Raw genomic sequence first — 18,518 nt, 5'->3', positions numbered from 1 at the left:
GATCGGGGCCCCGGTCAGCCGAGCGGCTGACCCGTCACCACGCTGTACAGCACGGTGGAGAGCCCACCGCCGACAACCGCGGAGGCGAGCCCGAGGCTGGCCGGTCGCCAGGCTCCGCTCACCCAACGCAGCAACAGTGCCACCACCAGGCTGCCCATCAGCGCGGCACCGAAGCGTGGCGCGGCACCGAGGATCGACGCCAACGCCTGCGCCCGCTCCGAGTCGCATCCACCACCGGCCGGATCGGTCACACAACCGTCCGGGACGCTGTTGTCCAGGGTCACCAGCCAGACGAAGAAGACCAGCACCGGTACGGCGTACCAGGCGGCGGTGTACAGAACCGCCGCGAGATGACTGCGGGGCTCCGTGTCGAGCAGGTCCTCCTCGATCCGGCGCGGCGGACGACTGCTCCGGCCGGGCAGGCTGCCCAGTCCGGGCTGCGCCGTCGGCGCGATCCGATCACCCCGGCCGGTACGCCGTGGCACCGGAGCCACCGGCGCCGGCCGGGCCCCCGTCGTCGGTGCCACCGGCGGCAGCGGCGGCCGGGTCCTGGGCGGACGGGGGTAGGCGACCGCCGGGGACCGGGGCGCGGAGGCGGGAGTCTCCATCCAGCGTGGGTCGTCCCCGGCGAGCCGGGTGCCGGACCAGAAGGCGTCCCGGTCCCGCCACGGCGGTGCCGTGTCGCCCTCCCGCTGGTCCGGCTCGTCCAGCGCGGCCAACTCGCTACGGTCCCAGACGCCGGTGTCGGTGAACCGGTCCCACTGACCCGTGTCGGTGGCCCCGTCCCACCGGCCGGTGTCGTCGGTGAACGAACTCCAGACCCCGTCGCCCGCATCCGGGCCCTGGCTGTCGATGTCGAACCTGTCCCAGACGCCGGTGTCGTCGAACCGGTCCCACTGGCCGGTGTCGGCGGCCCGGTGCCGGCGCCCCGACTCGGCGACCCGATCCCGGTCACCGGTGTCGGTCACCCGGTTCCACTGGCCGGTCTCGGTGAAACGGTCGCGGCTGCGTCGACCCGTCGAGGGCTCGTCCCTGCGCGTTTCGCGCGGCTCGGAGCGGGGCGGTCGTACCCGATCCTCCGGCCCCGGCACCGCGCGCAGGTCCGGCCGTCCGGTCCGGTCGGCGCGTCCTGCTCGTCCCGCCCGGCCTTCCCGGCCCTCCTGGGCTCGGCGTTCGGCCCGGCTGGTCCGCTCGGTCCGGTCCGCGCGGGATCCCCGATCGGCAGCCTCGGTCCGGTCCGCTCGCCGCTCGGTCCGGTCCACACGCCACGGCTCCGCCGACGGTCCACCGCGACCGGTCAGCCCGGTTCGGCTGGCCCGGTCGGTGCCCTCGTCGGCATCCAGGTCGCCGAGGTCGGACCGGTCCCAGATTCCGGTGTCGTCGAACCGCTCCCAGCGGGCGGCGTCCGCCGAACGGCCGGACCGGTCGGAACCGGCCGACCGTCGCCGCCGACCACCACCGCCGGTCGTGTCGCCGCTGCTCCAGCGGCCCGTACCGGTCGTTTCGTCCGTACCGTCGACGGGAGCGTCGTCCGCCCGGTCCCGTCGGCGGCGATCGGACCGCGTGGTGCCAGCGGCGCGGAAACCACCGGTACGGGTGTCGTCGGTGCCCGCCCCGGCGTCGCTCCAGGTGCCGGCGGTCGGCTGCGTACGCTCCGAGCGACTGCGTCCCCGAGAGGTGTAGCCGTCGGTGTCCGGACGGTCCACCCGGCCGCCCTCGGCCCGCTCGTCGGTGTCGTTCGAGTGCCGGCCCGTGCGGACCGTGCGGGCTGCCGGCTGGTCGTCCGGTTCGGCCCTGCGCCGTCGTCCGCCGGTCGGCTCGGTGCCCTGCCAACCGGTCGGCGCGGTCCAGTAGTCCGTGGCCGAACTGCCCGTGCCGGAGTCGGTCGTACGCGACCCGGTGCTGCCGCGTCCGGTGCTGCCGTTGTCGTCGGCCCATGGCCGAACGGGCTCCGGATCGTCCGGATACCGCGCGAGATCGTCCCGAGCCCTGGCCGAGGATTCGAGCGCCCAACTCGGGGTGTACCGCTCCGGGTCACTGCGGTGCGCGCCGCGACGGCGGCTGGTGGGTTCGTAACCCTCGCCGGTGTGCGAGTAGGGGTCACCGGGGCGTGGATCGCCATCATCGACCCAGGCGTCGGCTGGTCGCCGCACGGGGCGGGTGAGGTCACCGCGCCCCCAGTCCCGATAGTCCACGGTCGGAGCGTGACCTTTCTGAGATCGAATAGCAATCGACCGTCCAGACGGATCTGTCGATGTCGGCATAATCCTGCCAGCTCGGACGGATCTTCTGGGTATTTCTTTCCTCCACACCGTGGGGACGGAGTACGCCCATGTCACGACTGGTACAGGCTACCTTCCCCAGGCGTTATGCACAGCCTGTGCACAGGGCCGCGCACACCCTGGTGCCCGCTGTCCACAGGTTGTCCCGAGGCTCGTCCACCGCCACGTTTGGGGTCCTGACCTCGAATTTCGTATGGTTACCCGGCGGATCCCCCGCCCCTGACGCGACGTACCTGGCCGTGCCGGCGGCTCGGCCCCGGACCGAAAACTTGTCGTACCTCGGCGGTATCGCTCAGAGACAGCCGATCCAGCGGAGGGGGAGTCGGTGTCGGTCAGCGACGACATACGCGCGGAGGCCAGGTCGGCCGGAGGACCACCCTCGGGGCCACCAGCGCAGCGCGACGGTCAGTTCGACAAGACCCCGCCGCAGGACATCGCCGCCGAACAGTGCGTGCTCGGCGGGATGCTGCTGTCCAAGGACGCCATCGCCGACGTGGTCGAGATCCTCAAGACCGGCGACTTCTACCGGCCCGTACACGGCACGATCTTCGATATCATCCTCGACCTCTACGGGCGGGGAGAGCCGGCGGACTCGATCACCGTGGCCGCCGCGCTCGCCGACTCCGGGGACCTGGCCCGGATCGGTGGCGCGCCGTACCTGCACACGCTCATCGCCAGCGTGCCGACGGCCGCGAACGCCGGCTACTACGCCCGGATCGTCGGCGAACGCGCGGTGCTGCGCCGGCTGGTCGAGGCCGGCACCCGGATCGTCCAACTCGGGTACGGCTCCGCCGCCGGTGGTGGGCGTGACGTCGACGACGTGGTCGACCTGGCCCAGCAGGCCATCTACGACGTCACCGAGAAGCGGGTCAGTGAGGACTTCGCGATCCTCGCCGACATGCTGCAACCCACGCTCGACGAGATCGAGGCGGTCGGTGCGTCGGGCGGGGTGATGACCGGTGTCCCCACCGGCTTCAGCGACCTGGACCGCCTGCTCAACGGCCTGCACCCCGGACAGTTGATCATTGTTGCCGGACGACCCGGCTTGGGCAAATCGACCGCATCTATGGACTTTGCCCGAAATGCAGCGATTCGAGCCAATCAGGCTGCGGCCATCTTCTCGCTCGAAATGAGCAAGGTCGAGATCGTCATGCGGCTGCTCTCGGCCGAGGCCCGGGTGCCGCTGCACGTGCTGCGCAGCGGGCAGCTCTCCGACGACGACTGGACCAAGCTCGCCCGCTGCATGGGTGAGATCAGTGAGGCCCCGCTCTTCGTCGACGACACCCCGAACATGAACCTGATGGAGATCCGGGCCAAGGCCCGTCGACTCAAGCAGCGGCACGACCTGAAGATGATCGTGGTCGACTATCTCCAGCTGATGAGTTCGCCGAAGAAGACGGAGAGCCGCCAGCAGGAGGTCGCGGAGCTGTCCCGGGGACTGAAGCTGCTGGCCAAGGAGGTCGAGTGCCCGGTCATCGCGGTCAGCCAGCTCAACCGTGGCCCGGAACAGCGTACGGACAAGCGGCCCCAACTGTCCGATTTGCGCGAATCTGGGTCAATTGAGCAAGATGCTGACGTTGTCATCCTGTTGCACCGGGACGACTACTACGACAAGGAGTCACCTCGCGCGGGCGAGGCGGACTTCATCGTGGCGAAACATCGAAACGGGCCGACCGACACGGTGACGGTCGCGGCACAACTGCACCTCTCCCGCTTCGTCGACATGGCGATCGTCTGACGAAGACCGGCCGGAAACGAAACGAGGTGGCGGCCAGGACCGTTGGGGCTGCTCCCCGGCCCCGGCCGACACCTCAGAGGTCAACCGAGCGAACCGTTACCGACGGTCAGTCGAAGAGCTCGTTCAGGAAGCTCTTGCGCTTCTTCTGCCGGTAGTGCCCGTGGTAGCCCTGGTGCTGTCCCTGGTGCTGTCCGCCGTACGCCGGAGCCGGCGGGTAGCCGTGGGTAACCGGCGGCGGCGGGGCGTGGCCCGGGGCGGGGTAACCGGGCTGGTGCTGTCCCGGGGCGGGCGGGGGCGGCGGGTAACCGGCGCCGGGCGGAGGCGGCGGTGGTGCGTAACCGCCGGCCGGCGCGGTGGAGGGCTGGCGCGGCGCGCCACCCTGCTGGTTCCAATTCGACTCGGCCTCGAAAAGCTTCTCCAGCTCGCCGCGGTCAAGGAAGATTCCACGGCATTCGCTGCACTGGTCTACGGTGACGCCGCTGCGCTCGTACTGGCGCATGTCGCCCTGGCACTTCGGACATGTCAGATGCATCACTCGAAGGTACCGGGTCAAGTCACCATCACCCACCGAGCGCGGCCGTGACTTCGTCGTCGGACACCTCGTGGAAGTCCTCGTAGAAGCGGCTGACCGCGCCGAAGTCCTCCGGCCGCTGGGGGCAGATCACCTGGTCAGCCTCTACGGCGAGGGCCGCGTACGCCTCCCTCGAACCCACCGGAACCGCCACCACGACCCGTTCCGCGCCCAGTCTGCGGGCCACCGCCACCGACACCCGCGCGGTGGCGCCGGTGGCCAGCCCGTCGTCCACGATCACGGCGGTACGGCCGTCGAGCGACAGCGGCGGCCGTCCGGCCCGGTAGAGCCGCTCCCGGCGTTCCAGTTCCGCCGTCTCCCGGTGGACCACCTCCGCCCTCCGTTCGGGGTCGAGCCTCTCCGCCAGTTGCGGGTTGAGCACCTGGACATTGCCCGGTCCGAGCGCCCCGAACGCCACCTCGGGGGCCTGGGGCAGGCCGAGCTTGCGGACGACCAGCACGTCCAGCGGCGCGGCGAGCCGGTTCGCGACCGCGGCGGCGACCGGTACCCCGCCCCGGACCAGGCCGAGCACGCTGATGTCGGTCCGGCCGGCGAGGTCGGCCAACTGGTCGGCGAGTGCCCGGCCGGCATCGGCCCGGTCCCGGTAGATGGTCATGCCTCAGGTGTACGCCCCGTCGGCGTTCCCCGCCGCCAGTCGCCTCAAAAGCGGGGCTCAGGGCAGTTGGCCGAGCCACCAGCCCAGCGCTGCCGCGCCGAGTCCGGCAACCAGCGTCGCGGTGACGTAGAGCAGCGCCCGCAGCCGCCCGTACGCCTCCTCGGCGGCCAACCGTACGGTTTCGTAGCTGAAGGTCGAGTACGTGGTCAGCGCCCCGCAGAAGCCCGTTCCGACGAGTACGCCGATCCAGCCGGGCAGGGCGCTGCCGAGCCCGGCGAGCAGCCCGAGCACGAGGGATCCGGCCACGTTCACGGTCAGCGTGCCCCAGGGCAGGGCCTGGCCGAGCCGGCGGGTGGCGACCCGGTCCACCAGGAACCGGCAGGCTGCCCCGACCGCCCCACCGACCAGTACGAGCACCAGGTTCACGGCGCCCCCCGACCACTGCCGGCTTCGCCGGGAGCGGCCCGGCCGGGCTCGGTGTCCTCGGGGTCGCGGACCAGGCCGACCAGCCAGCCGCCGAGCCAGGCGGCGGTCAGCGCCCCGGCCAGGGTGCCGAGCACGTACCCGCAGGCGAGCAGGGGGCGGTCGGCGGCGATCAGTCCACGGGTCTCGACGGCATAGGTGGAGAAGGTGGTGTAGCCGCCGAGCACGCCGGTGCCGAGGAACGGGCGGACCAGCCGGTGCGGTGCGATCCGGGTGGCGATGAACCCCATCAGCGCACCGAGCAGGAGGCAACCGGTCAAGTTGATCGCCAGGGTGGTCCAGGGGAAGTGGCCCGACGGGGTCGGCCAGTGCAGGGCGACGCCGTACCGGGCGGCCGCGCCGAGGGCGCCACCGGCCGCCACCGCGGCGAGCACGTCCAGGGGCAGCCGGTCGCCGCCGCCCTGTCCGGTCGTGGTCACGGCGCAGCGGCCCGGAACGCGGGGTTCACCGGGCGGTGGCCGCCGCGGGTGGGATCCGGTCGGTGGCGGGACCGACGTCCGGCTGGCGCAGCCACAGGGCGGGCGCCCAGGCGAGGAACGCGATCGGGTAGAGCAGGTAGCCGAAGCGGGTGGAGGGCATCAGCGCGATCGCGGCGAGCAGGCCGTACCCGCAGATCAGGGCGGCCGATCCGGCGGTGCGCGGGGGACGGCGGACGAGTCGTACGGCGATCAGCAGCCCGGCCCCGACGAGCAGCGCGGCGGCGATCACCCGGCCGGCGGGCAACGCCGAGGCGATCAGGTAACCGGGGAACGGCGACTGGGCCGGACTGGTTACCACGCCGTGGCCGAGGGGGAACCGCAGCACGTTCTCCACCAGCGCCGACGAGTCGACCAGCTGGACCGGGACGAGCGCGGCGACGGGCAGCCCGATCGCACCGGCGGCCAGCCGGGCGGCGGTCCGCCAGCCCCTGGTGGCGGCGTACCCGATCAGGACCAGGGCGACCGGCCAGGCGAAGAGCTTCAGCGCACCGGCGAGCCCGATCGCCACCCCGGCGGCACCGAACCGGCGGTTGGCGCCGAAGGCCAGGGCGAGCAGGCAGAGGGCCAGGACGGGCAGGTCGTCTCCGCCGGTGGCCAGGGTCAGCGCGCAGACCGGCAGGACGGTGGCGAGTTGCAGTGCCCGTACCAGGGCCGAGTCGCGCGCGTCGGCCCGGTCGGGCCGGCCCGGGTCGGCGGTGGTCCGGGTCGAATCGCCGCGGGTACGCCGCAGCGTCGTCACCGCGACGACCAGCGCGATGGCGGTGACCAGGGCGAACCAGATCCGGGCATCGGTCCACCAGCCGTTCCCGACGATCGCCCGGGGCAGCCCGAACAGGGCCATGCCCGGCTGGTACGGGGTGTAGCCGAGCAGTTGCTCGCCGGCCGGCAGGGCCCTGATCGCGTCCGGTCCGAGGTACGGCGTGCCGTGGTCGAGCAGGCGGATGCCGGCGTGCTCGATCACGACCACCTCCTCCTGTGCCCGGTCGGTGCGTCCGGCGGCCCGTTCGACGCTCTGCCACACCATCGGTAACAGTGCGGTGGTCGCCCAGGTCACTGCGGTGAGCGCGGCGCGGGCGGCGGTGCCGGTCAGCCGGCTCGCGCCCCGTCGGCGGGCGATCAGCTGACCGGTGGCGACGAGCGCGGCCAGCAGATAACCGGCGGCGGCCACCGTTCCCCAGGCCCGGTGCGGCAGCAGGGTGGAGGTGGCCGCGGTGACGGCGGCGAAGACGGCCGAGGCGGCGTAGAGCCCCAGGTCTGCGGCGAGGCCACCGGCGGCACCGTCCAGCCGGCGCCAGAACCGGTGGGCGCGGCCGCGCGGGTCCGGGGAGATCACGCGGGCAAGTGTGGCAGACGGTCGGTCTGCCGGATCCCGGTGCGCCGTCCGGGCGACAGCCGGATCACCGAGCCCTCGTCGTGCAGGGGTGGGGCGAGCGCGCCGGGCCGGCCGTCGGCTCCCCGGCGCAGCGCGGCGAGCATCCGGGCGGCCGGCATCGGCCGGGCGAAGAGGTGGCCCTGCCCGGCGGTGCAGCCCAGTTCCCAGAGCGCCAGCCGCTGCGGTTCGCTCTCCACTCCCTCGGCGATGACGTCGAGGTCGAGGCTGCGGCCCAGGTCGACGGTGGACCGGATGACGGCGACCGCCTCGGCGGAGGTCTCCATCGCCATCACGAAGGTCCGGTCGATTTTCAGTTCGTGCACCGGGATCCGGGACAGCACCGACAGCGACGAGTAGCCGGTGCCGAAGTCGTCGAGGGCGAGTCGGACACCGGCGTCCCGCAGTTGCCCGAGCACCCGGTCGACGATCTCCAGTTGGCTGAGGGTGAGGTTTTCGGTGAGTTCCAGGACCAGGCGCTCGGGTGGCAGGTCGTGCGCGTGCAGCCGGGCCAGGACGACGTCGGGGAAGCTGGCGTCGAGCAGGCTGCGCGGTGAGACGTTCACCGCCACCGGCAGGTCGAAGCCGGCGGCGTGCCAGTCACCGGCGGCGATGATCGACTGGTCGAGTACGGCGGCGGCGAACGCCGGCAGCAGTCCGGAGCGTTCGACCGCGTCCAGGAACCGCAGCGGGTCGATGGTGCCGTGGGTCGGGTGCTGCCAGCGGGCCAGTGCCTCGGCGGCGACCACCACGCCGGTGCCGAGGTCGACGATCGGTTGGAACTCGACCGTGAACTCCCGCTCGGCGACCGCGCGGGACAGTTCCCCGGTGAGGGTGAGCCGGCCGAGATCGGCGGTGTCGCGGCTGGCCACGTAGCCGGCGAGCCGCTGGCCGCTCCGTTTCGCCTGGTACATCGCCACGTCCGCGCGGCGCAGCAGCTCGGACATGCCGCCGGTGTTGGGTGCGACGGCGATTCCGCCGCTGGCCTCGACGCTGATCCGCATGCCGTCCAGTTCGATCGGCTCGTGCAGTACGGCCAGCAGCTTCTCGGCCCGGTGGGTGGCGACTGCCGGAGCGGGCAGGCCGGTGATCAGTACGGCGAACTCGTCGCCGCCGAGCCGGGCGACCAGGTCGTCGGGGCCGGCGGCGGCGCTGAGCCGGTCGGCGACCTCGATCAGTACCCGGTCGCCGGAGGGGTGGCCGAGGGTGTCGTTGACCTCCTTGAAGTGGTTGAGGTCGATCAGCAGCACCGCGTCGACCCCGTCGGCGTGCCGCAGGCTCAGTTGTTCGGTCCCCCGGTCGAGCAGGTGGCGCCGGTTGGCCAGGCCGGTGAGTACGTCGTGCGACGCCGCGTGCGCGTGCTCGTCGGCGACCCGGGTCAGTTCGGCGTACGCCGAGGCGTTGCGGATGGCGGTGCAGAGCGCGGAGGCGAAGGTACGCAGGGTGTACCGCTCGCGTTCGGAGAACTGGACCGGGCCGGGGAACCAGAGTCGGAGCAGCCCGATCTCGATGCCGTCGTGGCCCTGGAGCGGGGTGGTGATGGTGGTGCCGTTGCCGGGTAGCGGCTCGCCGCCGGTGCCGTCGGAGGTGATCGTGGTGCTGTCGCCCCGGATGGTTCGCCCGCCGTCGTGGCGTACGACCTCGACCCGGTCGGCGGCGAAGAGTTCGGCGGCGCTGTGTACGGCGGTCCGGAGCACCTGTCCGAGGTCGACGTCGTTGAGCGCGTCGGTGGCTCGGGCGAGTTGCTGCCAGGCGTGTCGTTCGGCGCGGCTGCGCAGCCGGGACGAGTACGCCAGGTGCAGGCTCAGCACTAGGGGCGGGACGATGAGCAGCAGGTTCGTGTCGACTTCGAGGATCAGCAGGATGGCCAGGATCACCAGGAAGTGGGCGATGCCGCTGGCCAGCCGCAGGTCCAGGTGGCCGGAGAAGAGGCTGCGTACGCTGACCCGGCTGGCGAGTGCGACGACCGGTAGGACGAGTAGTTCGTCGAGCACCACGACCGCGAGGTACGCGGCGGCGAGCGGCAGGATCAGTTCGGTGAGCGGCCGGTCGGTGGGGCCGGTTGCCCCGAACCGCATGAGGACCAGCCCGGCCGCCGATGCGAGCAGCATGTCCTTGGCGACGCCGAAGGTGAGCTTCAACGGCGCGAGTCGGACGATCACCCGGGCGATGGCGACGCCGAGCCCGGTGCAGAGGATGACCCAGGAGGTCGGGGCGGTCGCGAGTCCGGTGAGGAAGGCGACCTCGGTCCAGGAGATGCCGTGTGCGGTGGAGCGGATTCGGATCTGGACGCTGACCGTCGCGCCGACGACGACCAGGAAGGTCAGTTTGGCGGCGGTGGACAGTTCCGCGAATGACGGGAGTCCGTGGCTCGCGATATCGCCAATGCTGATCACTGCGGCTATGCCCGCACAAACGACGACGAGACCGACAAGCAGCACCAGCCGCCGATCGGTCCCAGTGTCGTCCTGATCAGTCCGAGTCATACCAGTCCTTTGTCGCCACTCGGTATTTCTCTCGTGACGGTATGTCTCGCCAGCCTACGACTCGTAGTGGTTGTCGGATACCTCTTGCTCAGGTCCAGTCGAGGGTGCGCATGGGCCCGTCCTTCCGCCGTATCCGTGAAGGCGGGAGGGGTCCCGCGCTTCGCTCGTCCGTGTTCGACGTGAGAAGCGTATGGGCTGGCGTGGCAAATATATACCGTTAGGTGTCGATATGCGCAGTATCCGCTAATCCTCACCTAGTTTGCTACTTTGCGTCCCGATATGGAGACTGAATGCTTATGCGCCCGTCTGAACGGCGCCATATTTCCCATTTGTGGATTGGGTTCGGAGAACCGTGACTCCGTGCCCCCGTTGACAGCCGGCGCTGAAGGGTTCAATACCCGCATTCGCCCGGCCACCTCGCTGTGGCCAGGTCGATCGGGCCGGTCCGATCGGCATCGAGCCGCCCCCGGCCGGCCGCCGTACCGCCCCCAGACATCCCCGCTCGGGTGTCATCGGCGGATGTTCTCTCGAATCACCCGACGAGTCAATTCCCGCCACCGTCTCCCGCCACCCGGCCGGGAGACGCGTCCGCGTCGGGTCCTCGCGGATCGACGGCCCCGATCGATAGGCTCGCGGACGTGACCACCTCGGAACAGCTCACCCACGTCGACCGGGCCGGCGCGGCCCGGATGGTCGACGTGTCCGGCAAGCCGGTGACCGGTCGCCGCGCCGTCGCCGCCGGCCGACTCCAGACCACCGACGAGGTGGTCCGGCTGCTCCGCCAGGACGGCCTGCCCAAAGGCGACGCCCTGGCGGTCGGACGGCTGGCGGGCATCATGGGCGCCAAGCGGACCCCGGACCTGATCCCGCTCTGCCACCCGATCGCGCTGCACGGGGTCACCGTCGACCTGACCCTCGACGGCTCGACCGTGGAGATCACCGCGACCGTACGGACCGCCGACCGGACCGGAGTGGAGATGGAGGCGCTGACCGCGGTCGCCACCGCCGGCCTCGCCCTGATCGACATGGTCAAGGCCGTCGACCCCGCCGCCTCCCTCGAACACGTACGGGTGCTGCGCAAAGAGGGCGGCAAGACCGGGGACTGGGACCGACCGGCGGACCGGGCGTGATCCGGGCCAGGGTCGTGGTCGCCTCCAACCGGGCCGCCGCCGGGGTGTACGCCGACACCAGCGGCCCCCGCCTCGTCACCGGCCTGCGTGAACTCGGCTGCGAGGTCGACGAGCCGGTGGTCGTACCGGACGGTGAGCCGGTCGGGGCGGCGCTGCGCCAGGCGCTCGCCGACGGAATCGACGTCGTGCTGACCAGCGGCGGCACCGGGGTCACCCCGACCGACCGGACGCCGGAGGCCACCCGCGCGGTACTCGACTACGAGATCCCCGGCATCGCCGAGGCGATCCGCGCACACAGCCGGGCGGCGGTGCCGACCGCCGCCCTCTCCCGGGGACTGGCCGGGGTGGCCGGCCGGATGCTCGTGGTCAACCTGCCCGGATCCACCGGCGGCGCCAAGGACGGGCTCGCCGTACTCGGTCCGATCCTCGCCCACACCGTGGATCAGTTGCGCGGCGGCGATCATCCACAGCCGGCCTGAATCCGGGGCGGGAGTGCGGCGGTGACCCGCGCTCGCGGCATCTCCGGATCGGGCCGGGGACTCGACCGGGACCAAGCCGGCCGCGCCCGACGATAGGCTCGATCGGTGATTGCGAGATTCCGCCGGTCGAGGCCGGCCCGATGAGTGTCGAACCCGCCGTCGCCACCGACCGGGGCGCGACCGCGCCGCCGGTCGACTGGGCCGGGGCCCGTGCCCTCGTGTACGCGGCCGGTCGGGCGGACGCCCTGGCCCCCGTCGACGTCGCGTTGGCCGATGCCGACGGGCTCACCCTGGCCGAACCCCTCACCACCCTCACCGACCTGCCCGCCTTCCCGACCTCCAGCGTGGATGGTTGGGCCGTCCGGGGCGACGGGCCGTGGCGGGTGGTCGGGCGGGTGCTGGCCGGTGCTACGCCACCGCCGCTGGCCGAGGACGGCACCACCGTGGAGATCGCGACCGGGGCGATGCTGCCGGACGGGGCGACCGAGGTGCTCCGGATCGAGGAGTCCACCCGTACCGCCGACGGCCGGGTGGCGGGCACGCCGCGTACGACGCCGGAGTGGCGGGTTCCGGGCGAGGAGGCGTACGCCGGGGAGGAACTGCTGCCGGCCGGCTCCCCGGTCGGACCGGGCGTGATCGGGCTGGCCGCCTCCTGCGGCTACGACCGGCTGCGGGTACGCCCCGCGCCCCGGGCCGCGCTGCTGGTCTTCGGCGACGAACTGCTCACCGCCGGCCCGCCCCGGTCCGGTCAGGTACGCGACGCACTCGGCCCGGCCGTACCCGCCTGGCTGCGTCGGTACGGTGCCACGGTCGCACCGGCCGCCGTGATCGGGCCGGTCGCGGACACCCTGCCGGCCCACGTGGCCGCGCTGCGCCAGGCGCTGGCCGGCACCGATCTGGTCTGCACCACCGGCGGCACCATGCACGGGCCGGTCGACCACCTGCACCCGGCTCTGGCCGAGCTCGGCGCCGACTACGTGGTCAACACCGTGGCGGTCCGCCCCGGCTTCCCGATGCTGCTGGCCCGGCTCACCGGCCCGGACGGGCGCCACCGGTACGTCGCCGGGCTGCCCGGCAACCCGCAGTCCGCCATCGTCGCCCTCGTTTCGCTGGTCGCACCGCTGCTCGCCGGCCTACAGGGGCGACCCGAGCCGCTGCTGCCGTACGTCACGTTGGCCGAACCGGTCGCCGGTCGGGGGGACTACACCCACCTGGCCCTGGTCCGGATCGATCCGGTGCACGGCACCGCGACCCCGGTCCGGCACGTCGGGTCGGCGATGCTGCGCGGGTTGGCGCAGGCCGACGGCTTCGCCGTGATCGAACCGGGCGGCACCGGCGAGGCCGGGGCGCGGGTTCCGGTTGTACCGTTGCCGTTGCTGCCCGGAGTGAGACCATGACTACCGGCCCGTCGGCCGGGAACGGAGGGTGGGTTTCGTGAGCGCGCCGACTGCCGCAGGCGTCACCGAGGTGGCCGTCACCACCGAACCGCTCGACCTGGCCGCGCACGAGGCCGCCGTCGCCGACCCCCGGGCCGGTGCGGTCGTCTCCTTCCAGGGCGTGGTCCGCGACCACGATCACGGCCGCGCGGTGACCCGGCTGGAATACGAAAGCCACCCCAGCGCCGTCGACGTTCTCCGGAAGGTGGCCGCCGAGATCGCCGCCGACCCGGCCGTACACGCGGTTGCCGTCTCCCACCGGGTCGGACCGTTGGAGATCGGCGACGTGGCCCTGGTCGCGGCGGTGAGTACCGCGCACCGGGCTGCCGCGTTCGCGGCCTGCGCCCGGCTGGTCGACGAGGTCAAGGCACAGTTGCCGGTCTGGAAGCGGCAGGTGTTCGCCGACGGGACCGAGGAGTGGGTCAACTGCCCCTGACCGGGGGCGGGGCCGCCCCGGTGACCGGTCAGCGCTGGCCGTGGTGCAGTGAGAGGGGATGCTGCCGACGGCGCTCGGTGTAGAACGCCGGCTCCGCGCCGGGGCGCCAGGGCAGGGTCGCCACCAGCACGATCAGCGCCAACGCGAGCGAGTTTTCCATCAGCGCGCCGAAGAAGCCGTCCTGGTAGTGCGACACCTCGGGCAGCTTGTGCTCGTACGGCCAGATCGGTGAGATCAGGAACAGCAGGTAGAGGCCGACCGCGGCGACCCCGTGCCGGAGCCCGGTCAGGGTCGGGAACCAGATCGGCGAGCGCAGTCCGGCGACACCGATCGGGCTGGCCGCCGACGGCGGTGGTCCGATCCGGTGCAGCAGGCCGCGACTGGCCCGGCGGCGGCGCAGGGCGGTGTCCGCGAGCACGATGATCGCCGGCACCACCCAGACGAGGTGGTGCGACCAGGAGATCGGGCTGATCACGTTGGTCGTCAGCCCGACCAGGGTGAACGCGGTCAGCTCGTCACCGTCGGCGTGCGCGTTGCCCGCCCGGGACAGTCCGATCGCGAGGATGACCAGGGCGAACGAGAGCCAGAGCAGGCCCGGTGTCTCGATCGAGTCGTAGAGCCGGGCGAGTACGCCGGCCAGCGACTGGTTCGGCGTCATGTCGGCCGCCCCGACCCGCTCGGTCTGCCAGATCACGCTGGTGAAGTAGCTCATCGACTCGCGGCCGGCGATAGCGAAGGTCCCCAGCGTCACACCGATGGTGGTGCCGATCGCGGTCATCGCCGCCCGCCACTGCCGGGTCAGCAGGAAGTACAGGATGAACAGCGCCGGGGTGAGCTTGACCGAGGTGGCCAGTCCGATGCCGACGCCGGCCCAGGCACCGCTGAAGAAGAACCGGCGCAGCGGCCGGTCCGTCCAGCCGGTACGGACACCGCGCCGGGCCCGCCAGCGCAGGGCCACCAGGTCGGCCATGATGAGCCCGAAGAGGAGCAGGTTGACCTGGCCGAAGCCGAGCGTCTCCCGGATCGGTTCGATCGCCACCGCGAGCGGTACGGCGACACCGACCACGAACCAGAGCGACCAGCCGAGCCGTTCGACGGTCGGTCGCAACAGGGCGGTCAGCACGACCGTGAGCGCGCCGAGGCTGGCGAGGACGTTGAGCCAGCCGGCGGCACCGACCGGGAACCAGGCCATCGGCAGCATGAGCAGGGCCGCGAACGGTGGATAGGTGAAGCCGAGCGTGGTCATCGGCGCGATGAAGGCGTAGAGGTCGTTGCCGCTGGCCCACCAGGCGATCGCACCGTGGTAGATCTTCATGTCGAAGAAGTTGTACGGGCGCCCGAACGCGTCGATGGCCAGCCAGGCGGCGTACCAGGTGGCGACGATGATGCCGATCTGGGCGACCGTTCGACGGTCGATCCCACGTGTGACACGGCGGACTGGGGCTAGTCGGTCCAGCCGTCTCCCGACGGTCGCCGGCATGGTGTGGCCACCCCCGTACCAATGTCGAACTTCCCGAAGTTCCCGCCCAGGTCCTGATGGGAGCCTAGAACGGCGCACCACGTGAATGCCTCCTGCGTTACCCGACCGTGTCCGATCCCACACTAGTTCGCGACATTTCCACCGCGTTAACGCAGGGCGACTGTTTCAGGTGTTTCGTCGTTTCCGCCGTACCGGAGGGGACACGCCCCGATATCGACGCAGCTCAACCGGCTGTCAGGTGGGCTCATCCCGGCAGCCGTCGTGCGGCCCGGGCGGACCTCGCGGCGATTCGTGTACCGCGCCGGGCGTGTCGCACGGTGCGGCGTACCGACCGCCCGCTGTCGACGATCGCGTGTTCCGCTCGCCAACGCAAACCGGGCCGGCCCTCGGTGTCGACCGCGGCGAGCAGCAGACCGCCGAACAGGGCGGCGTTCTTCAACAGGTTGTTGCGCTGCATCCGGCGTCGGCCCGGCTCGTCCTCGGCCCAGTAGGCGTGCCCGGCCACCGTCGTGGGTACCAGGGTGCCGGCGAGCACGGCGGCGGCCGTACGGGGGAAGTAACCGGTGGCGAGCATCAGTCCACCGACGAGCTGGACCGTGCCGTTGATCCGGACCAGTGTCGTCGGGTCGGTGGGCAGGCGGGGACTGGTGCGGGCGATGAGCGGGGCGACCCGGTCCGTCACCCGTTCCGCCCGAGCCGCGTACTGCTTGGGATTGGCGGCCGACTGCGCGCCGCTGACCACGAAGATGCCGCTGAGCAGGGTTCGGGCGACGGTACGTACGGGTCTCATGAGACCAGTCTTACCCGTTCGGCGCCCCGTTCACCCCCGCAACTGCCGGACTGACCGTACGTCTGCCGCCGCTCGCCCGGTGCGCCCGGCAGCCGTCGTGATCGTCTCGGGTGGCGTTGCCCGCCGCCGGCATACTCCGCCCGGCACCCGCCCTGATCAGGTATTTGGTCCGCGAATCGTGATGCGGACGGGGTCCGGGTACCGGTAGCGTCGCCAGGCGTGACGACTGTACGGCTGCGGCCGGAGGGGACGGCCGACGCACCGGCGATCCGCCGGGTGGTGGCCGCCGCCTTCGCCGCCCCGGACCGGCCGGTGCCGGCCGAGGTACGGCTGGTCGAGGCGCTGCGGGACAGTGACGCGTGGCTGCCGGAGCTGTCCATGGTGGCCGAGGTCGACGGCGAGGTGGTCGGTTACGCGCTGCTCACCCGCGTGCTGGTGCAGCCGGGTGCGGTGCCGGCGCTGGCGTTGGGGCCGGTCGCGGTGCTGCCGAAGCGGCGCGGCGTGGGTTACGGCACCGACGTGGTGCAGGCGGCGCTCGCCGCCGCCACCGAGCTCGGTGAGCGGCTGGTGGTCGTGCTCGGCGACCCGGCCTACTACCGCCGGTTCGGGTTCGTGCCGGCGGCCCGCTACGACCTGACCAGTCCCTGGTCCGGGCTGGGCGCGCCGTGGCAGGCCCTGGTGCTGCCGCCGTCGGTCAGCGGTGACGGCGCGGTGCCGGGCGGTGAGGTCAACTACCCCCTGCCCTGGTCCCGCGTCTGACTGCGGGGTGAGCCGCGCTCAGGCCGGCTGGGTACGCAGGTAGCGCCCGAAGTGCGGCACGGTGAACGCGACCGTGCCCCGTTCGCCCGAGTAGATCAGCCCCTTCTTGATCAGCGCGTCCCGGGCCGGGGAGAGGCTCGCCGGCTTGCGGCCGAGAGCGCGGGCGATCTCGGCGGTCGGCACGGCGGCGTCCATGTCGTCGCGTTCCACCCCGCTCTCCTCCCCGGCGACCAGGGACAGGCTGGCCATCGCCCGCATGTACTCGCGTTCGGCCGGGGTGGCCCGTTCGAACCGGGAGCCGAAGAAGCCGACCGCCAGTTCCGCCTCCGCCTCGGGGGCGGCGACCCGTACGTCGGCGGCGGTGACCGGGGAGCGGGGCGCGTGGTCCCAGGTCGCCTTCCCGTACGCCTGGACGAAGTAGGGGTAGCCGCCGGACTTCTCGTAGAGCAGGTCGAGCGCCTTCTGCTCGTACTCGACGTCCTCGCGTTCGGCCGGCGCGCAGAGGGCCTGGTCGGCGGCGATCCGGTCGAGCCGGTCGATGCGCTGGTAGCGGAAGAGGCGTTCGGAGTAGGACTTGGCCGCCGACAGCACGGCCGGCAGGTGCGGCAGCCCGGCGCCGACCACGATCAGCGGTGCGCCGAGCTGCGACAACTCGTGACAGGCGGCGCAGAGCGCGGAGACGTCCTCGGGGTTCACGTCCTGCATCTCGTCGATGAAGATCGCGATGCCGGTGCCGACGTCGGTGGCGACGCTGGCCGCGTCGGTGAGCAGTTCGACCAGGTCGATCTCGATGTCGCCGGAGTCGGCCCGGCCACTGGCGGCGGGCACGTCGATGCCGGGTTGCCAGCGGTCGCGCAGCTTGGTGGCGGCGGCCCCGCGACCGCTGCCGCCGGCCGGGCCGCCACGCAGGGCAAACGCTTTGAGTACGCCGAGGAAGCCGTCGATCCGGTCCGGTGCCCGGTGGTGCGGGGCGAGTTCGCGTACGGCCATGTGCAGGGCGGCGGCCACCGGTCGGCGCAGCGACTGGTCCGGTCGGGCCTCGATCTTGCCGGTGCCCCAGAGTCGACCGATGGCCTGTGAGCGCAGCGTGTTGAGCAGGACGGTCTTGCCGACGCCGCGCAGGCCGGTGAGCATCAGGCTGCGTTCCGGGCGCCCTCGGGCGACGCGTTCGAGCACGATGTCGAAGACGTCGAGTTCCCGCCCCCGGCCGGCGAGTTCGGGCGGGCGCTGGCCGGCGCCGGGGGCGTACGGGTTGCGGACCGGATCCACGCATTGCACCGTATCGCTTTGTCTACTGTCGTCGCTAGAAACAGGTAGATCCCGCTACGGGCGTGTCCCGACACTCTCGACATAAAACTAGCCTTGTCTAGCGAACTTGCTAGACAAGGCTAGTTTTACTAATCGTGCTCCCGTGGGGGACGAGCCGAAGGTTGGGGCGTGTCCCGGTCGCCAGTGTTCGCCCGTGTCGGTGAGCCGGAGGTCCGCGCTCGCCCTGTGACCAAAAGCATTGATTCAGTTACATCTGTCGAGCAAGGCGCTAGATTGGTCAGTGCCCGACAAGTCCTGGTATGGGTGAACCCCAAGTGCTGTAATGCGCGGCACGGCTTCGTGTGGCTGCTGGGGAGAAGCATGCGGAAGAACGTCAAGCGGGTTCTGGTCTCGTTGTTTGTGTCGCCGATCGTCGTCTTTGGCTTGGCGGCACCGGCGCAGGCGGCCGCGCCACCCGGAGATAGCTGCTCCGGAATGGGAAACGACCACTACGCTACGTATTGGTGTGACAGCCCAGGCTACCCGTTCTACCGCTACCCAGGCGGTGGGCAACTGCTCTCGGAACGGCTACCGGGAGGGGGACTGGGTTGACCAGGGCAGCAGTGGTGCGTAAACGGTCGACTGCGCCTCCAAGGACATCCTGGTCGAGTCCTGGTGGACTGGCGGAACACCTGACGACTTACGCAGTTTCACTCATCGGTCGAGCACCGCCTTC

16 protein-coding genes are annotated in these 18,518 nt (G+C 71.7%); 6 read left to right on the top strand and 10 right to left on the bottom strand.

Features of this window, described 5'->3' with window-relative positions; all coding sequences use genetic code 11:
- Window positions 1-14 precede the first annotated feature (14 nt).
- Window positions 15-2,195: a hypothetical protein gene (locus ACZ6QQ_RS00760; RefSeq protein ID WP_465873195.1), complete on the bottom strand. Its 2,181-nt coding sequence runs from the start codon at window positions 2,193-2,195 to the stop codon at window positions 15-17.
- Between the two features lie 412 nt (window positions 2,196-2,607).
- Here ACZ6QQ_RS00760 and dnaB point away from each other — a divergent pair, with 412 nt between their 5' ends.
- Window positions 2,608-4,020, top strand: coding sequence for a replicative DNA helicase (dnaB, locus tag ACZ6QQ_RS00755; protein WP_465873194.1), 1,413 nt, complete (start codon window positions 2,608-2,610; stop codon window positions 4,018-4,020).
- A 106-nt stretch (window positions 4,021-4,126) separates the two neighbouring features.
- Here dnaB and ACZ6QQ_RS00750 read toward each other — a convergent pair whose 3' ends face one another.
- From ACZ6QQ_RS00750 to ACZ6QQ_RS00725, 6 genes are read right to left on the bottom strand one after another with little or no spacing between them, the layout of a single operon-like run.
- Window positions 4,127-4,555, bottom strand: a complete 429-nt coding sequence (locus ACZ6QQ_RS00750; RefSeq protein ID WP_465873193.1) for a TFIIB-type zinc ribbon-containing protein — start codon at window positions 4,553-4,555, stop codon at window positions 4,127-4,129.
- 25 nt (window positions 4,556-4,580) lie between these two features.
- Window positions 4,581-5,207 (bottom strand): phosphoribosyltransferase, encoded by a 627-nt coding sequence (locus ACZ6QQ_RS00745; protein ID WP_465873191.1) that lies wholly within the window; start codon window positions 5,205-5,207, stop codon window positions 4,581-4,583.
- Window positions 5,208-5,264: 57 nt separating this feature from the next.
- Window positions 5,265-5,633: a fluoride efflux transporter CrcB gene (gene crcB / locus ACZ6QQ_RS00740; protein ID WP_465873190.1), complete on the bottom strand. Its 369-nt coding sequence runs from the start codon at window positions 5,631-5,633 to the stop codon at window positions 5,265-5,267.
- Window positions 5,630-6,109, bottom strand: a complete 480-nt coding sequence (gene crcB / locus ACZ6QQ_RS00735) for a fluoride efflux transporter CrcB (RefSeq protein ID WP_465873188.1) — start codon at window positions 6,107-6,109, stop codon at window positions 5,630-5,632. The genes crcB (ACZ6QQ_RS00740) and crcB (ACZ6QQ_RS00735) overlap by 4 nt, the downstream gene beginning before the upstream one ends.
- A gap of 25 nt (window positions 6,110-6,134) precedes the next feature.
- The gene (locus tag ACZ6QQ_RS00730) at window positions 6,135-7,502 is read right to left on the bottom strand and encodes a glycosyltransferase 87 family protein (protein WP_465873187.1); all 1,368 of its coding nucleotides are present in this window, start codon (window positions 7,500-7,502) and stop codon (window positions 6,135-6,137) included.
- Window positions 7,499-10,024, bottom strand: coding sequence for a putative bifunctional diguanylate cyclase/phosphodiesterase (locus ACZ6QQ_RS00725; protein WP_465873186.1), 2,526 nt, complete (start codon window positions 10,022-10,024; stop codon window positions 7,499-7,501). Before ACZ6QQ_RS00725 ends, ACZ6QQ_RS00730 begins: the two co-directional genes overlap by 4 nt.
- Before the next feature lie 638 nt (window positions 10,025-10,662).
- Here ACZ6QQ_RS00725 and moaC point away from each other — a divergent pair.
- The 4 genes from moaC (at window position 10,663) to ACZ6QQ_RS00705 (ending at window position 13,505) form a co-directional block, all read left to right on the top strand.
- Window positions 10,663-11,154: a cyclic pyranopterin monophosphate synthase MoaC gene (gene moaC / locus ACZ6QQ_RS00720; RefSeq protein ID WP_465873184.1), complete on the top strand. Its 492-nt coding sequence runs from the start codon at window positions 10,663-10,665 to the stop codon at window positions 11,152-11,154.
- A complete protein-coding gene (locus ACZ6QQ_RS00715) occupies window positions 11,151-11,633 on the top strand; it encodes a MogA/MoaB family molybdenum cofactor biosynthesis protein (protein WP_465873183.1) in 483 nt (160 codons plus the stop codon). Before moaC ends, ACZ6QQ_RS00715 begins: the two co-directional genes overlap by 4 nt.
- A 140-nt stretch (window positions 11,634-11,773) precedes the next feature.
- Window positions 11,774-13,030 carry a molybdopterin molybdotransferase MoeA gene (locus ACZ6QQ_RS00710; protein ID WP_465873182.1) on the top strand — a complete coding sequence of 419 codons (1,257 nt, stop codon included), beginning with the start codon at window positions 11,774-11,776 and terminating at the stop codon, window positions 13,028-13,030.
- A gap of 37 nt (window positions 13,031-13,067) precedes the next feature.
- The gene (locus ACZ6QQ_RS00705; RefSeq protein WP_465873181.1) at window positions 13,068-13,505 is read left to right on the top strand and encodes a molybdenum cofactor biosynthesis protein MoaE; all 438 of its coding nucleotides are present in this window, start codon (window positions 13,068-13,070) and stop codon (window positions 13,503-13,505) included.
- 28 nt (window positions 13,506-13,533) lie between these two features.
- Here ACZ6QQ_RS00705 and ACZ6QQ_RS00700 read toward each other — a convergent pair whose 3' ends face one another.
- Both ACZ6QQ_RS00700 and ACZ6QQ_RS00695 read right to left on the bottom strand, forming a co-directional pair.
- Window positions 13,534-14,985 (bottom strand): glycosyltransferase 87 family protein, encoded by a 1,452-nt coding sequence (locus ACZ6QQ_RS00700; protein ID WP_465873180.1) that lies wholly within the window; start codon window positions 14,983-14,985, stop codon window positions 13,534-13,536.
- Window positions 14,986-15,229: 244 nt separating this feature from the next.
- The gene (locus tag ACZ6QQ_RS00695) at window positions 15,230-15,775 is read right to left on the bottom strand and encodes a DoxX family protein (RefSeq protein WP_465873178.1); all 546 of its coding nucleotides are present in this window, start codon (window positions 15,773-15,775) and stop codon (window positions 15,230-15,232) included.
- A 219-nt stretch (window positions 15,776-15,994) separates the two neighbouring features.
- Here ACZ6QQ_RS00695 and ACZ6QQ_RS00690 point away from each other — a divergent pair, with 219 nt between their 5' ends.
- Complete coding sequence (locus ACZ6QQ_RS00690) at window positions 15,995-16,534, top strand: GNAT family N-acetyltransferase (protein ID WP_465873177.1); 540 nt, start codon at window positions 15,995-15,997, stop codon at window positions 16,532-16,534.
- 18 nt (window positions 16,535-16,552) lie between these two features.
- On the opposite strand, the gene ACZ6QQ_RS00685 is transcribed toward ACZ6QQ_RS00690, so the two are convergent.
- On the bottom strand, window positions 16,553-17,803 hold the full coding sequence (locus ACZ6QQ_RS00685; protein ID WP_465873176.1) for an AAA family ATPase: 1,251 nt from the start codon (window positions 17,801-17,803) through the stop codon (window positions 16,553-16,555).
- Window positions 17,804-18,518 lie beyond the last annotated feature (715 nt).

The sequence above is a fragment of the Micromonospora sp. NPDC049529 genome (assembly GCF_055586685.1).
This window is presented reverse-complemented; position numbering and strand designations above follow the sequence as displayed.

What these genes read in the sequence shown, in the direction of transcription:
- ACZ6QQ_RS00745 (WP_465873191.1), bottom strand. Translation starts at nt 5,207, where the DNA reads ATGACCATCTACCGGGACCGGGCCGATGCCGGCCGGGCACTCGCCGAC.
- ACZ6QQ_RS00695 (WP_465873178.1), bottom strand. Translation starts at nt 15,775, where the DNA reads ATGAGACCCGTACGTACCGTCGCCCGAACCCTGCTCAGCGGCATCTTC.
- ACZ6QQ_RS00700 (WP_465873180.1), bottom strand. Translation starts at nt 14,985, where the DNA reads ATGCCGGCGACCGTCGGGAGACGGCTGGACCGACTAGCCCCAGTCCGC.
- ACZ6QQ_RS00725 (WP_465873186.1), bottom strand. Translation starts at nt 10,024, where the DNA reads ATGACTCGGACTGATCAGGACGACACTGGGACCGATCGGCGGCTGGTG.
- ACZ6QQ_RS00710 (WP_465873182.1), top strand. Translation starts at nt 11,774, where the DNA reads ATGAGTGTCGAACCCGCCGTCGCCACCGACCGGGGCGCGACCGCGCCG.